This is a genomic window from Virgibacillus halodenitrificans JCM 12304 (assembly GCF_001310895.1).
Lineage (GTDB): Bacteria > Bacillota > Bacilli > Bacillales > Amphibacillaceae > Virgibacillus_Q > Virgibacillus_Q halodenitrificans.
This window is the reverse complement of the sequence record NZ_BAZS01000016.1, coordinates 25719-41308: the sequence shown is the minus strand read 5'-3', so window position 1 is coordinate 41308 and position 15590 is coordinate 25719. Positions and strand designations below refer to the sequence as shown.

At 36.1% G+C, this 15590-nt stretch carries 15 protein-coding genes; all 15 read right to left on the bottom strand.

What is annotated here, in order from left to right; translation table 11 throughout:
• Positions 1–23 precede the first annotated feature (23 nt).
• Positions 24–4313: a PolC-type DNA polymerase III gene (locus JCM12304_RS09970; RefSeq protein ID WP_060680138.1), complete on the bottom strand. Its 4290-nt coding sequence runs from the start codon at positions 4311–4313 to the stop codon at positions 24–26.
• A gap of 110 nt (positions 4314–4423) precedes the next feature.
• Entirely contained in the window at positions 4424–5689 is a 1266-nt protein-coding gene (rseP, locus tag JCM12304_RS09965; protein WP_019375732.1) for an RIP metalloprotease RseP, read from the bottom strand.
• Between the two features lie 51 nt (positions 5690–5740).
• A complete protein-coding gene (locus tag JCM12304_RS09960; RefSeq protein ID WP_060680136.1) occupies positions 5741–6535 on the bottom strand; it encodes a phosphatidate cytidylyltransferase in 795 nt (264 codons plus the stop codon).
• Positions 6536–6546: 11 nt separating this feature from the next.
• Positions 6547–7308: an undecaprenyl pyrophosphate synthase gene (uppS, locus tag JCM12304_RS09955; RefSeq protein ID WP_019375730.1), complete on the bottom strand. Its 762-nt coding sequence runs from the start codon at positions 7306–7308 to the stop codon at positions 6547–6549.
• Between the two features lie 210 nt (positions 7309–7518).
• Positions 7519–8067: a ribosome recycling factor gene (gene frr, locus JCM12304_RS09950; RefSeq protein ID WP_060680134.1), complete on the bottom strand. Its 549-nt coding sequence runs from the start codon at positions 8065–8067 to the stop codon at positions 7519–7521.
• Entirely contained in the window at positions 8067–8789 is a 723-nt protein-coding gene (pyrH, locus tag JCM12304_RS09945) for a UMP kinase (protein WP_019375728.1), read from the bottom strand. Before pyrH ends, frr begins: the two co-directional genes overlap by 1 nt.
• Positions 8790–8942: 153 nt before the next feature.
• Entirely contained in the window at positions 8943–9827 is an 885-nt protein-coding gene (gene tsf, locus JCM12304_RS09940; protein ID WP_019375727.1) for a translation elongation factor Ts, read from the bottom strand.
• 101 nt (positions 9828–9928) lie between these two features.
• Complete coding sequence (gene rpsB / locus JCM12304_RS09935; RefSeq protein ID WP_019375726.1) at positions 9929–10684, bottom strand: 30S ribosomal protein S2; 756 nt, start codon at positions 10682–10684, stop codon at positions 9929–9931.
• A gap of 184 nt (positions 10685–10868) precedes the next feature.
• A complete protein-coding gene (locus JCM12304_RS09930) occupies positions 10869–11192 on the bottom strand; it encodes a DUF6115 domain-containing protein (RefSeq protein WP_157782492.1) in 324 nt (107 codons plus the stop codon).
• A gap of 198 nt (positions 11193–11390) precedes the next feature.
• Complete coding sequence (locus JCM12304_RS09925) at positions 11391–11702, bottom strand: hypothetical protein (RefSeq protein ID WP_172675280.1); 312 nt, start codon at positions 11700–11702, stop codon at positions 11391–11393.
• Between the two features lie 321 nt (positions 11703–12023).
• On the bottom strand, positions 12024–12800 hold the full coding sequence (locus tag JCM12304_RS09920; protein ID WP_019375723.1) for a FliA/WhiG family RNA polymerase sigma factor: 777 nt from the start codon (positions 12798–12800) through the stop codon (positions 12024–12026).
• A gap of 114 nt (positions 12801–12914) precedes the next feature.
• On the bottom strand, positions 12915–13412 hold the full coding sequence (locus JCM12304_RS09915) for a chemotaxis protein CheD (RefSeq protein WP_060680130.1): 498 nt from the start codon (positions 13410–13412) through the stop codon (positions 12915–12917).
• Entirely contained in the window at positions 13405–14040 is a 636-nt protein-coding gene (locus JCM12304_RS09910; protein WP_019375721.1) for a chemotaxis protein CheC, read from the bottom strand. Before JCM12304_RS09910 ends, JCM12304_RS09915 begins: the two co-directional genes overlap by 8 nt.
• A 4-nt stretch (positions 14041–14044) precedes the next feature.
• Positions 14045–14506: a chemotaxis protein CheW gene (locus JCM12304_RS09905; RefSeq protein ID WP_019375720.1), complete on the bottom strand. Its 462-nt coding sequence runs from the start codon at positions 14504–14506 to the stop codon at positions 14045–14047.
• 38 nt (positions 14507–14544) lie between these two features.
• Positions 14545–15585: a protein-glutamate methylesterase/protein-glutamine glutaminase gene (locus JCM12304_RS09900; RefSeq protein ID WP_060680128.1), complete on the bottom strand. Its 1041-nt coding sequence runs from the start codon at positions 15583–15585 to the stop codon at positions 14545–14547.
• Positions 15586–15590: the final 5 nt, after the last annotated feature.

Genomic DNA, 15590 nt, shown 5'->3' with positions numbered 1-15590 from the left:
ATTTCGATCTAATGTTTATTGGTTTAAAAGAGAGACAATTGATTCTTCTCAGCCATTCCTTCCAAACAACCGTGATTATCAAGATATTCCAAGACAGTTTTTGAAATTCTGCTTCGCTCCCGAAGGTCTTCTTTGGATAGGAATTCTCCTTCTTCTCTAGCCTTCACTATACTTAGTGCAGCATTTGTTCCGAGACCATCCACAGCGTTAAAAGGAGGTAATAAACGATCCCCTTCTACTATGAATTCAGTCGCGCTTGACTTGTAAAGATCAACCTTATTCAAACCAAAACCTCTTTCACACATTTCCAAGGAGATTTCCAATACCGTTAACAGGTTTTTCTCTTTCGGAGAAGCATCGTTCCCTTTTGCGTAAATCTCTTCCATTCGCGTTCTAATTGCTGATGACCCTTTTATCATTGTATCTAATTCAAAATCATCTGCACGAACTGTGAAATACGCTGCATAAAAATAGATTGGATGATGCACTTTAAAATAAGCAATTCTTACAGCCATTAGAACATATGCTGCAGCATGGGCCTTAGGGAACATATATTTAATTTTTTTACAGGATTCGATATACCAATCTGGTACACCATGTTTTTTCATTTCCGTTATCCATTCATCCTGTAGCCCTTTTCCCTTACGTACAAACTCCATTATTTTAAATGCAAGTGATGCTTCCAATCCTTTGTGCATAAGGTATACCATAATATCATCACGACACCCAATAACATCAGGAAGCTGACAAATCCCATCATTTATTAATTCTTGTGCATTGCCAAGCCATACATCTGTTCCATGTGAAAGTCCTGAAATAATTACCAACTCAGCAAATGTATTTGGTTTTGTGTCTTCAAGCATTTGACGGACAAATTTCGTTCCAAATTCCGGCACCCCTAAAGTCCCAGTTTTGCAATTTATTTGGTCTGGAGTGACACCAAGAGATTCCGTTCCCGAAAAGATTTTCATAACCTCTTCATCATCCGTCGGTATTGTTTTCGGGTCAATTCCACTTAAATCCTGAAGCATGCGAATAACAGTTGGATCATCATGACCTAGTATATCCAATTTTAACAAATTATCATGAATAGAATGGAAATCAAAATGGGTTGTTCTCCATTCACTTTTCTTATCATCAGCAGGGAATTGAATTGGTGTAAAGTCAAATATTTCTTTATCATCAGGTACAACAATAATGCCACCCGGATGCTGTCCTGTTGTGCGTTTCACTCCAGTACACCCTTGAACCAGTCTGTCAACCTCAGCATTCTTATAAACGAGTTGCTTATCTGAAGCATAGCCTTTCACATAACCATATGCAGTTTTCTCAGCAATAGTTCCTATCGTACCGGCACGATAAACATTATCTTCTCCGAATAATTCCTTTGTATAATTATGAGCCCTTGGTTGATAAGTTCCCGAGAAGTTCAAATCAATGTCGGGTACCTTATCTCCTTTAAATCCTAAGAATGTTTCAAAAGGAATATCCTGCCCGTCTTTCGTAAGAGGTTTATTACATGCGGGGCAGTCCTTATCAGGTAAATCAAATCCACTACCAACTGTCCCATCTGTTATAAACTCATGATGATGGCATTCCAGGCAAACATAGTGAGGTGGCAAAGGATTCACTTCAGTGATTTCTGTCATGGTTGCAACAAAGGAAGATCCAACTGAACCCCTTGAACCGACTAAATAACCATCATCCAACGATTTTTTTACCAGCTTGTGGGAGATTAGATAGATGACAGCAAAGCCATGACCTATAATACTCTTCAACTCTTTTTCCAACCGATCAACTACAAGCTGTGGTACTGGTTCTCCGTATATTTTTTTTGCGCGATTATAGCATAAATCTCGAATATCCTGATCTGCTCCCTCAATTGTAGGAGTGTACAATCCATCCTTGACAGGTGATATCTCCTCTATTTCTTCTGCTAACTCATTTGGATTATGAATAATAATTTCTTTTGCTTTATCAACACCTAAAAATTGAAAAGCTTCCAGCATTTCATTAGTTGTACGAAAAGGAGTGTCAGGCAATGTCTGTCTATTCAGTGGATTACCTGCTTGAGATGCAATTAAAATTTGACGGTACAATTTATCATGGTTATCAATATAGTGCACATTCCCAGTCGCGACCACTTTTTTATTCATCCGATCGCCAAGTTTAATCAATTTATTTATTATATCTAAAATTTGTGCTTCATTTTGGACTAAGTCTTTTTCAATTAAATGGCTGTAGTTTGCAGGTGGTTGTACTTCAATGTAATCATAAAACTCAGCCACCTTCTCCGCTTCCTCCGCAGATTTCTGCATCATTGTTTCAAAGACTTCCCCTTTATCACAGCCAGAACCAACCAATATTCCTTCCCTTAATTTCAATAGTAAGGATCTTGGTATTCTAGGAACACGATAAAAGTAGTCTATGTGTGCATGTGATACTAGCTTATATAAATTCTTTAATCCATCCTGCGTTTTAGCAAGTAATGTACAGTGAAAAGGTCTTGACCGCTGATAGGCATTTCCTTCTCCCATATGGTTATTTAATTGTTTATGATTTGAAATTTCCTTATCAACCAACCGTTGCACTAATTTCCAAAACAAATAACCTGTTGCTTCTGCATCATAAATAGCTCTATGGTGTTGCGTTAACTCAATATCCAAATACTTACATAACGTATTCAGTCGATGATTTTTTAACTCAGGAAATAAAAACCTGGCTAATTCCAATGTATCAATTACAGCATTATCCGCTTTAGGAAAGTTAATTTTTTCAAAACCTTGATTAAGAAAACCCATATCAAAGCTGGCATTATGAGCTACAAGTATGCAGTCTCCCATCCATTCGCGGAAATCACTTAACACTTCAGCAACTTCTGGTGCATTCATCACCATCTCATCTGTAATGCCGGTAAGATCTGTTGTCGTTTGAGATAACGGATGATGCGGATTTGCAAATGACTCAAACCGATCAACAATTTCTCCTTGGTGGATTTTCACACCAGCAAGTTCAATGATAGTATCATAAACTGCTGAAAGACCGGTAGTTTCAACGTCAAATACGACATATGTTGCGTTGTTCAATTCAATATCCTTTACGTTATAAGCTATAGGCACACCATCGTCAACCAGATTGATTTCTACACCATATAATACTTTAATATTATTTTTCTTTCCGGCCGCATGTGCATCTGGAAAGCCTTGAACGCCAGCATGATCTGTTATTGCAATGGCTTTATGCCCCCATTTTGCTGCCTGAGAAACCAGCGTTTCCGGTGAGACCACGGCATCCATTTGACTCATCGTCGTATGTGCATGTAATTCAACACGCTTTTCATCTTCGGGGGAAGTGTCCTTTCTATCTTCCACTCTTATTTCATGGATATCATTTGCCATCATAGCTAATTCATTTGTATACATATCTGTTTGGATACTACCCCGGGCCTTGATCCACATCCCTTTTTTAACTGTTTCAAATTTTTCTGCATCCTCATCACCTTTGGAGAACATCTTTATTTGCAGTGAATCCGTGTAATCCGTTGCTTTAATTATTAATAGACTTCGCCCAGAACGTAACTTACGAATTTCAGCTGCGAATATATAACCTTGGACAGTGACACGACGTTCTTCATCTTGAATATCTTCCATTTGTATAGCTTCATCTTGTATTTTATACCCGAGCATTAATGGTTTGTTTTCATGATTTGGTTTTGCTTGCTCTCGTTTTTCTTTTTCCTGAACAGTCTTTTGGATTAATTGCTGATCTTCCAAGGCCTTTTGCTCTTTAAATGCCTGAATATCTGCTTCTTCTGTCTTAATTGTTGTTTCAATAGAGTAAAAGGAAAGACCCACTTTTTGGCAGTACTTTTTAAAACTGTCATCCAAACGCTTCTTTAGAGCGTTTGCTTCTGCTTCATTTCTGGCCGTTAATAATAGTTTATTATTTTGAATAATAGGGGTTTGATTGTAGATCAGATCCTTGTAAGCTGGAGATAAATTATTAATGGAATGAATAAACCGTTGCCAGTACGCACAAACTGTTTCGTTAACACAGGTACTGTCACCAGTTTGAATTGTCAATTCCACTGACGCTACCTGCTGAAATGATTCTCTTAAGGCATTTATGAAAAGCTCATGTATCTCCAATGGCAAAACATTTTCTAAATAAATGTGGAAATGCCATATTTTTGTCTTTTTATATACTTCTAACTTTTCCAGGTAACTCCCCTTGAAATGATTTTGGATATGTTCTGAAGGTATTTGTAATTGCTTTAGCAATAAATTCATTTTTTCACTCTTAGATAGATCCATTTGTAGTCCTCCTCATACCCTATAAACGTTTTATGGAGAATCTCTGTTATTTAATGCAACAAAGATTCTCCTATTAATTGTACTTATATAAAGCTAGCCGTTCTAATTATTTATAAAAATAATCTCTGGATATCATTCCATGTTACTATGATCATTAATAACATAAGAAAGGCAAACCCAACAAAGTGGAATAGGCCTTCTTTTTCCGGTGAAATCGGTTTGCCACGTATTGCTTCTATACCAACAAATAGCAAACGTCCCCCATCGAGAGCTGGTAATGGAACCAAATTTACAATCCCAAGATTTATACTCAGCATTGCAGTCCACATAAGGAAATTAGTAAAACCTGTTTGAACAACTTGATCTGTAACGTCATAAATTCCTACAGGACCAGAAAGCATTTCAATGGACAGTTGGCCACTGATTAACATAAATAAATTAGTTAAAATTAATTTGGTTGTATCGTATGTCTGTTCAAAACCGTATTTTATCGTACCAATAAAAGATTTTTCAAATGCTTGGTATACACCAATTTGCCCAATAGACTGTTCTTGACCTTCTAATTTAACTTCATCAGGTACAACCGTTACTGGAATTTGTTCTCCGTCTCGTTTAACAATCATCTCAAGTTCTTGACCTGGGTTTTTTCGAACAATAGTGGTGAACTCTTCCCAAGTAGAAATAGAATTATTTTCTATCTTTATAATTTCATCATTATCTTGTAGTCCTGCTTCTGCAGCTGGGCTATCCGGCTGAATTTTATTTACTCTGGCTTCATCTACTGGAGCACCCTGGATAATTCCTAAGATAAAAAATATAAAAAGAGCAAGAATAAAATTCATCATCGGTCCTGCAAAAAGCTGCATTGCTCTCTTACCTACACTTTTAGATGCAAACTGTCGGTCATACGGCGCTATTTGAGTTGCTTTTTCATCCATGATAAACATTGCTTTTGTATCCACTTCAAAGCTTAGCTTTTGGTCATCTTCATCAATTTCATAGCCATCAATGCGAAGTGCGTGATCCAAATCAGCATGCTCTACTTCGATAACTCTTGCATTAGGGTGTTTTGACTTATTATTGACGATTATTTTATTTACTTTTCCTTCTTGATTGAATTCCAGTCCAATATGGTGCCCTGGTTTTAATTCCACAATTTCCGGGTCTTCTCCCGCTACTCTAACGTACCCACCAATCGGTAATAATCGAATGGTATAGACTGTTTCATTTCTTGTGAAGGCAAATATTTTGGGTCCAAAGCCTATCGCAAATTCCCTTGCCAGCATTCCAGCTCTTTTAGCGAAAATGAGATGTCCCCATTCATGGATGAAAACCAAAAGTCCAAACATGAAGATAAAAGCTATAACTGTATTCAAATAAAGCACCTTCCTTTATTCATAAATTGAATTGGATTGGAGATTTCTTTTTTAGTGAATAAAACCGATAAAGTGTAATATTGGTAAAACAAAAAGCATACTGTCAAATCGATCCAATATTCCTCCATGCCCTGGTAAAAGATTACCAGAATCTTTTACTCCATAATATCGCTTAAAAGCAGATTCAACCAGATCTCCAACTTGTCCAAATACAGAAGCCAATACGGTTACACCTATAATTGCTAGTACAGAGGTTGCAATTGGTGATAGCAACTGAAAAATGACACCTACCAAACATGCTAATAGTATACCACCTACAGCTCCTTCAACTGTTTTATTAGGGCTGATCTCAGGCCACAGCTTTCTTTTACCAAAAGCTTTACCAAAAAAATAGGCTCCTGTATCTGTTGCCCAGATAATTAGAAATACATAAAGGATCATAGTCAAACCATTTACTTCACTATTCCTTGTTTCAATCAGAAAAAAGAAACCCATACCAACATAAATGGTCGAAAGTAGGATAAAGCCAGCATGGTCAAAATTAAACTTATTCTTAACTAATACTGTATATGCTAATAAAAACATTACAGCAAGCATAATAACCTCTGATTTCAAGAATCTTCCAAAAAGCATATCAGCTTCTACTGGCATTAAAACAAGCCATAATAATGCGATTCCTAAGATAGAGGCTAATGAATATTTTGCAATTTTCCGCATTCTCATTAATTCAAATAAACCAATCGTTGCCATGATATAGATCAAAATAGTAAAAGGTAGATCACCAATTAATACGAATGGCAAAAAGATAAATAATGCGAGAACAGCGGTAATAATTCGTTGTTTCATATATCCATCACCTATAAACCTCCATAACGTCTCTTGCGTTGCTGATAATCCCGGAGCGCCTGTTGAAAAATTTCCTCATTAAAATCAGGCCATAGGACATCGGTAAACCAAAATTCCGTATAAGCCAATTGCCACAACAAGAAATTACTTAAACGTTGTTCACCACTAGTGCGGATTAACAAGTCCGGATCGCAAAAATCCTTTGTATATAAATAATTGGAAAAACTACTTTCATCTAATTTATCGACATTAATTTTATTCGTATCAACATCTGACAAAATTTGTTTAATTGCCTGCATTATTTCATATCTACTACCATAGTTTAAAGCAAAATTTAATATTAATCCATTATTATCAGCAGTTTTATTTTTTGCGTACTGAACTGCTTCTTTCGTATGTTCAGGTAATGCGTCAAAATCGCCAATTGTCTCAATTCGGACGTTTTTTTCCATTAATTCCGGTAAGTAAATATGTAAGAATTCCTTTGGAAGTTTCATAAGGAATTCCACTTCCGGTTTAGGTCTTTTCCAGTTCTCCGTTGAAAAAGCATACAAAGTGAGGATCTTGACATTAAATTTACAAGCCTCACGAACTATTTTAATAACAGAATTGACGCCTTCTTTGTGACCTGCTATGCGAGGTAATGCACGTTTTTTTGCCCATCTGCCATTTCCGTCCATAATGATAGCAACATGATTTGGAATATTTTCCAAATCAGTATGTGCAGAAGTTTCTTCTTGTTTATTTTTAAAAAAAGGAAGTTTCATTGACATAGTTTGTCCTCCGAATGCAGTTGATTTCCCGTATGTTTTCTTATAATTATAATCAATATGTAACAAATAAAATTATATTACAACTATAGTAATTTGGATGAATCAACATTATATCATTAAACCCATTATTTATTATAACGATTTCTGTTCTAAAAACAAAAGCCCCCTTAAACAAGAGGGCTACTACATGTTATTTTACATGGTTTGTGTTTAAACTTCCAGAATTTCTTTTTCTTTTTCTTTAGCTAATTGATCAACCTCTGCGATGAATTGATCGGTAAGTTTTTGAACATCGTCCTGGGCACTCCGTAAATCGTCCTCAGGTAAATCACTATCTTTTTTCAATTGATCGTTTGAATCACGACGCACGTTCCTAATTTGAACTCGTGACTCTTCAGCAAATTTACCTACAACCTTAACCAAATCTCTTCTTCTCTCTTCCGTTAGGGCAGGTATATTAATACGGATAACATTCCCATCACTGGAAGGAGAGAGCCCTAAATCAGCTTTTTGAATTGCCTTTTCAACATCTGAGATTGCAGATTTATCATATGGCGTAATGACTAGCAGTCTTGCTTCAGGAGCTGACACCGAGGCAAGTTGATTCAATGGTGTGGACGCACCATAGTAATCTACATAAACACTATCCAATAAACTCGGGTTTGCTCTTCCGGCACGGACTGTTGCCAAGTTTTTAGAAAAAGCCTGTACAGCTTGTTTCATTTTATCTTTTGTTTGGTTCATAATTGTATCCACCATTATTTCCCCCTTATTGTTGTTCCGATCGTTTCTCCTTGAACAACCTTCTTAATATTGCCCTCTTCCATAATAGAGAAAACGATTAACGGAATATTATTATCCATACATAGTGTAGAAGCTGTTGAATCCATTACACCTAATCCCTCATTCAACATTTCCATATAAGAAAGATTTTCATATTTTTCGGCATTTTCATTTGTTTTTGGATCGTCTGTATAAACTCCATCAACATTATTTTTAGCCATTAAAATCACTTCTGCTTCAATTTCCGCCGCACGCAAAGCTGCAGTAGTATCCGTAGAGAAGTAAGGGTTTCCCGTTCCCGCTGCAAAAATAACCACACGTTTTTTCTCCAGATGACGAATTGCTTTTCTGCGTATGTAAGGCTCAGCTACCTGGCGCATCTCGATGGACGTCTGAACGCGAGTAGGGATTCCTATTGTTTCTAATCCGTCCTGTAATGCTAGTGAGTTCATGATTGTAGCAAGCATTCCCATATAATCAGCTGTTGCCCGATCCATCCCCATTTCGCTTCCTACTTTACCTCTCCAAATATTACCTCCACCGACAACAATTGCAATTTCTACACCTAATTCTGCGACTTCTTTCACTTGGTTTGCAATTGAGTTAATAATTTCTGGTTCGATTCCGTAACCTTGTTTGCCACTTAAAGCTTCTCCGCTTAATTTCAGAACAATTCTACGGTAATGAGCTGTTGTCATAATAACCTCCATAGGAATAGATTAATTTTTAATGGTATTTTTTGGGCTCTTTATTGAAGTATATCTTTGTACAGGAAAAAAGCAATAGTAACCCTTATACATACATGTGGAGAAATAGGGAACAACATGTGCTCCCTATTTCACCTCATACTATTATTTTTTAATTTGACTCATTACTTCATCGGCGAAGTTTTCTTCACGTTTTTCCATGCCTTCTCCGACTTCATAACGAATAAATGTTTTAACAGCAGCCCCTTTATCAGCTACATACTTCTTAACCTTTTGATCTGGATCTTTAACAAAGCTCTGTTCAAGCAAGCAAATTTCCTCAAAGTATTTACCAAGACGACCTTCTACCATCTTCTCAACAATTTTCTCTGGTTTTCCTTCATTTAATGCTTGAGTCTTTAATACTTCTCTTTCATGATTTACTTCTTCTTCAGAAACAGCATCACGAGATACATAACGAGGGTTTACAGCAGCTACATGCATTGCCACATCTTTAGCTACCTGCTCATCATTGGAGCCTTCTAACAATGTTAGAACCCCAATACGGCCTCCCATGTGTAGGTATTCCCCAAATACATCATTATCAGTTTTATTTACAACAGTGAAACGACGCAATGAAATTTTTTCACCAATTTTAGCTACAGCTGAATTGATGTATGTTTCCACTGTATCTCCTTCACCATGAAGTTTTTGTTGTAGAGCTTCTTCAACTGTTTCGGGTTGATGCTTTACAATGTGACTACCTAATTCAGAAAGTAATTGTTTAAATTGATCATTTTTAGTTACAAAATCAGTTTCACAATTCACTTCTAATAATACCGCACTATTACCTTCTACAGCAATATAAGTAGAGCCTTCAGCCGCAATACGGTCAGCCTTTTTAGCCGCTTTCGCAATTCCTTTTTCCCGCAAGTAATCAACAGCTTTATCTAGATTACCATCTGTTTCCTGTAAAGCTTTCTTACAATCCATCATCCCAGCACCAGTTTTTTCACGTAATTCTTTTACCATTTTAGCAGTAATAGCCATAATATATCCTCCTTGTGTATAATTCTTATTTTAAGAGAAAATCTTCGTAAAAAAGGTGATAAAAGGCTCTTATCCTCTTATCACCCTCCACCTTTTAATAATTACTCTTGATTTGAATCAGAATCAGATTCAGCAACAGCAACAGGTTCTTCTGCCTGAACTTCTTCTGTCTCTTCACCTTGTTTCACTTCTAAAATAGCATCTGCCATTTTTGAAGTCAAAAGTTTTACTGCGCGAATAGCGTCATCATTCGCTGGAATAACATAATCAATTTCATCTGGATCACAATTAGTATCTACGATTCCAATAATAGGAATATTTAATTTATGTGCCTCAGCGATCGCGATACGCTCTTTACGTGGGTCGATTACGAACAATGCGTCAGGAAGCTTGTTCATTTCTTTAATACCACCCAAGAACTTAACCAAACGATCTTTTTCTTTTAATAAGTTAACTACTTCTTTTTTAGGTAATACTTCAAAAGTACCGTCTTCTTCCATACGTTCAATATCTTTTAAACGTTGGATACGCTTGCGGATTGTTTGGAAGTTAGTAAGTGTACCACCTAACCAACGTTGATTCACATAATACATACCAGAACGAGTAGCTTCATCACGTACAGAGTCCTGAGCCTGTTTCTTTGTACCAACAAACAGAACAGTACCGCCATTTGCAGCGATATCCTTTACATAGTTGTAAGCCTCGTCTACCTTTTTAACGGTTTTTTGTAAATCAATAATATAAATACCGTTACGTTCTGTGAAGATATATTTCTTCATCTTCGGGTTCCAGCGACGAGTCTGATGTCCAAAATGTACACCAGCTTCTAATAGCTGTTTCATTGAAATTGCTGACATAATAATTTCCTCCTAATGGTTTTTTTCCTCCGTTTAGATCATTTTTGTATAAATACCTTCTTTTAAAAGCCGGCACCATATATACAAATTACTAAACGTGTGTTTTTAGTACATGCTTATTCTACATAAACATAGTATTTACACCAAAAGTTAATATATCATATTGTTGTATGATAATCAAGAGTTACTTATAACTTTTTGTATGTAATTTTATAACTAATGCTGCTTCTGTCTTACCACAGTCCAATTGTTTTGCTATTTCTTCTGCTGCATAGCCATTTTGATATAAATGAAGAATTCGTGCTTGTAAAGAAGCCTCCATTTCATCCTTCGGTATTTCCTGATCCGAAACGTTGAATGGTTGTTCCGTTTCGACTGAATGTGGAGGATTAATTACCTTTTCAGCTGAGTTATTTTGCTTATTATCTTCTGGATTATTGTTCAATGTTTTTTGTAAATACTCATTTTCTGCTTTAATTTCTTCCAGATATGTATCAAATAAGTCCATTATCTCAGAGGGGGATTGTACTTGTTGGAGTGTGTTTATCTTCTTGATAAGTTGAAAAATTATTATAAGCGTTAATATATGTAATAGAAAACTAATAAAAAATAAAAATGAAAACATATAATCCCTTCTATCCCTTAAAATCGACTTTGGTTCCCAAGTACGGATGCTTGTCCAAAGTATTTAAAACTTTATCTCTACTTATTCTTTCTTCAATCTTGATTCGGTGATGGTTCTTTCTTCAATCTTGATTCGGTGATGGTTTTGTGAATGATTATTGCCAACTATTTTCCGAAGCTGTTCAGTATGATTAATACGGTTGCGCTTTTTTACTTCTCTTTTTAAATGAGCTTCTGTAAGTAGATGTTGAGTATGCTGGGGCTGCCTGTGTAATTGGTCCTGAAGTTTGCCAGCTTCCATTGTTCTTGGTAACGCAATCTGCAATTCTATCGATTTCCAGCTCACCGTCTCTCCACCCATTTCTTTAAGATAAAGGAAGATTGTTGACCTCATTTTCTTTTGGTTTTGCAGTTACTTCAACATCCTGTTGATTCACATCGATCTTACCAAACTATTTTCCAAAGGTACAATAACATTAGCAAGAAGATTATACTTAACAACTAAAGATGCTTCTCTGTTCCAGTCTTCCTTAAAACCTATTTCTAGGAATGCTTGTTAACTTTATATAGAGAGTTTTTCTGCTTAAGCTCTATGCAAGAACAATCCATTTAATTATATAGCCATTGTAAATATTTTGCTTGCTTTACTGACAGTTTATCTTTCGAAACAGCAAGATACTAGTATTTCAAAAAGTCTTCCATCTATTGCTCCTACTTAACTAATCTCATGCAATTTTTTTAACGTGCTTCTAAGCTTTAGGATTGACCTTTTGTGTATTTGGGAAATCCTAGAAGTTGTTAACCCTAGCACTTGACCAATTTCAGTTAATGTTAGCTCATCATTGTAAAACAAACTTATAACCATTTGTTCATTTTCATTAAGTGTCTTCATCCCATTTGCAAGCTCTTCCTTCAATTCTTTAAAAAGCAAGCTGTTTTCAGGAGTAATTGTTGTATCATCCGGAAGCGAATAACCATTTCTGTCCTTATCATTTTCCATATCTTTTGGATTTTCGTCCATCGATAGAAAATTAGAAAATAAAGAATCTCTTAAAACATTTTCAACCTCTTTAACAGTGAATCCGATTTTATTTGCAATTTCTTCTGTGGTCGGTTTGCGATATAGTGATTGTTCCAGTTCCTGGGCGACCTGTTCAATCTTCTTCGTTTTTTCCCTTAAAGATCTTGGTAACCAATCTTCTTTTCTCAATCCATCCATAATAGAACCTCTTATTCGAAAAGAGGCATACGTATCAAATTTTAAATCTCTGTCTGGTTCAAACTTATTTAAAGCATCGTACAATCCAAATGTTGCAAAGCTCTTAATATCATCCTTACTTACATTGCTTGGCAAATGACTTGAGATTCGTTCAACATGAAAGCTGATAAGATACGTATAATGTTGAATTAATTCATTTGCGCTCTCATTTGATTTACGTTTATACCAATCGTTCCACAGTTGTTGTTCATGAGTTAAATTATGTTCTGTCATTTTTGGCTCCCCCTTCAGCTTATATTTAAATAAGGAAAGCTAAGTATCTTTAAATTACATTTAATAAATCTATTTTCCAATACTCTTTTCTGCTTGCAGTCTATTCAAAAGAGTTTAAATGTATATTTCCTCTTTATTTACTTTGCGGATTTTTAACATACTCGTTCTTGGATCAAACTCAATCGTCCTACCTGAACTTCCTCCAATATCAGCAGCGATTACCGGAACCTTCAGTTTTTTTAAAATTTCTAATACAGCATCACTATTTCTGGGACCTATACGCATAATGTCCGAGTTAGAAGAGAACTGAAACATTTGCGCTCCTCCTGCAATCTTAGCTTTAATCAAGGATTTCCTTGCACCTATCCCGACCATCTGTTCAAGCAATAGAGGTATTGCTGTATCTGCATATTTATATTTATTAATATTTTCTTGTTTTGCTAAGCTGGAATCAGGCAAAAGGATGTGAGATAAACCAGCTATTTGATTTGTCTGATCGTACAATACGACACCTACGCAAGATCCAAGGCCTGCTGTTCGAATTAGTTCAGGTGCTTTAATTACATTTAAATCTGCAATACCAACTTTTACTATAGTCTGAACATCATTCATTATCCGTTACTCCCAATGCTAAAAATATTTTGTGGAATGATTCTGGGTCAGGAAGTAAAAAGAAATTACCCTGTATTCCTCTTTTGGAATCCGTGTGGCTTATTTTTGTGTCAATAACGATAGCAAAATCGGTAACCTGTGATATTTCCAGTAAACCTGCCGTTAAAATAGCCCCTGCCATATCCATACTCAACAACGGAACGGATGGTTGCATATTTATAGAAGTGAAATCGGACAAAGCTGATAAGTAGGACCCTGTTAATATATTTCCTGCTTCTTGAATAACGGATACCGCCAATTCATCAGGTCCTTCTTCACTAATCAAACTTATCATTTGGTCACCTGTTATTTGATTTATTAATAACTCAGCCTCTTCTATTGATAAAATGAGATAGACGGAACCTGGAGCCTCACCCTGAATTCTAAAAAATACAGCCACAATTAATTCTTCCGGCCCGCCAATTAAGTCCATCATTTCATCATAGCTGACAATGTTAACGGAGGGTACTTGCATATCAATTTTTTTATCCAGAAGTTTAGACATGGAGGTAGCAGCATTACCAGCTCCGATGTTTCCTATTTCACGAAGTACGTCTTTTTGTACGGATGTCAGTTGAGATATATTCATTTTTCTATTCCTTTACTGGCTTGAGGCTATTGACTTCCTCAGCAGATAAAACTTTTTCAAGATCCAAAAGAATAATTAACCTTTCTTCCAATTTAGCTACTCCTTCAATATAATCAATGTCTACTGTACCAATAACTTCAGGAGCAGGTTCAATCGTCTCCTCAGGTATATCTACTACATCGTTTGCAGCATCCACTATTAAACCTACTTCCTTATCGTCCATATTGACAATAATAATTCGTGAATGATCAGTAAATCCAGCCTCCGATAAACCAAAACGAATTCGCAGATCTATAATTGGGGTCACTACTCCTCTAAGATTGATTACGCCTTTTACAAAATCAACAGTTTGAGGTACTCTCGTTATTGGTGTGATACGCTCAATTAATCCTACTTGCTGCACAGACACTGCATACTCTTCATTGTCTAATTGAAATACAATCATTTTACGCGTGCTATTTTCCATTATACTTACTCCCTTATTTTTAGTTAAACACCAGTTACTTATTTGTTACCTAAAACAAATGTAGAAATAGTTGGTCCCATTTCCTGTAAAGGTATCACATGATCTACCAATTTTGTTTTCACTGCAGCAAACGGCATTCCATACACAACAGCAGAATCTTCAGCCTCTGAAAGGACGATTGTATTCGGATCCTCTCTTTTTAAACTTCGAATACCATTTGAGCCATCACTCCCCATCCCTGTAAGAATTACTGCAAATTTATTGTAATGACGACTCTTTGCAAGCGAATTGAATAGTGTATCAACGGCAGGTCTATGACCATGGACTGGTTCATCTTGTGTTAGCTGAATTCTTGTCCCATTTACTTTCATATGATAATTACCCGGAGCTATATAAACAGTGCTTTCACGTAAACTTTCTCCATCTGAAGCTTCTTTTACATGAATAGCACAAAGAGAGTTTAACCTCTCTGCCAATGACTTAGTAAAGCCCGCTGGCATATGCTGCACAATTAGAATAGAAGCAGGCAAATCCCCCGGTAATTTAGTTAGTACATGCTGTAAGGCCCGAGGTCCTCCGGTAGATGTTCCGATAGCAACTATCGTTTTTAAATCTCTTTGATGTTGTGACCCTAGAGTTATTTTTGGTTGCTTAATAAATTGTCCTACTTTAGGAAGTTTTATTTCTGCTGCTGTAACTACTTTTTTAATTAATTCTGCTTGTACTTTATCCATATCCATAGAAATTGACCCCGAAGGCTTTGTTATAAAATCGACTGCCCCATTAGATATAGCTTCAATTGTTTTACTGGTCCCCTCTGAAGTAAGGCTTGATAGCATAATTACAGGTAAAGGGCTATTTTTCATGATTTCTTGTAATGCTGTCATCCCATCCATTACTGGCATTTGTATATCTAAAGTTACTACATCGGGTTGTAGTTGGTTTATTTTTTTAATGCCATCTTCACCATTTCGAGCAGTACCAATAACGCTAATTCTGTCGTCACTTTCTAGAATATCTGTTATAACCTTTCGCATAAAAGCAGAATCGTCAACTACTAGTACTCGAATTACACTCATAGTAA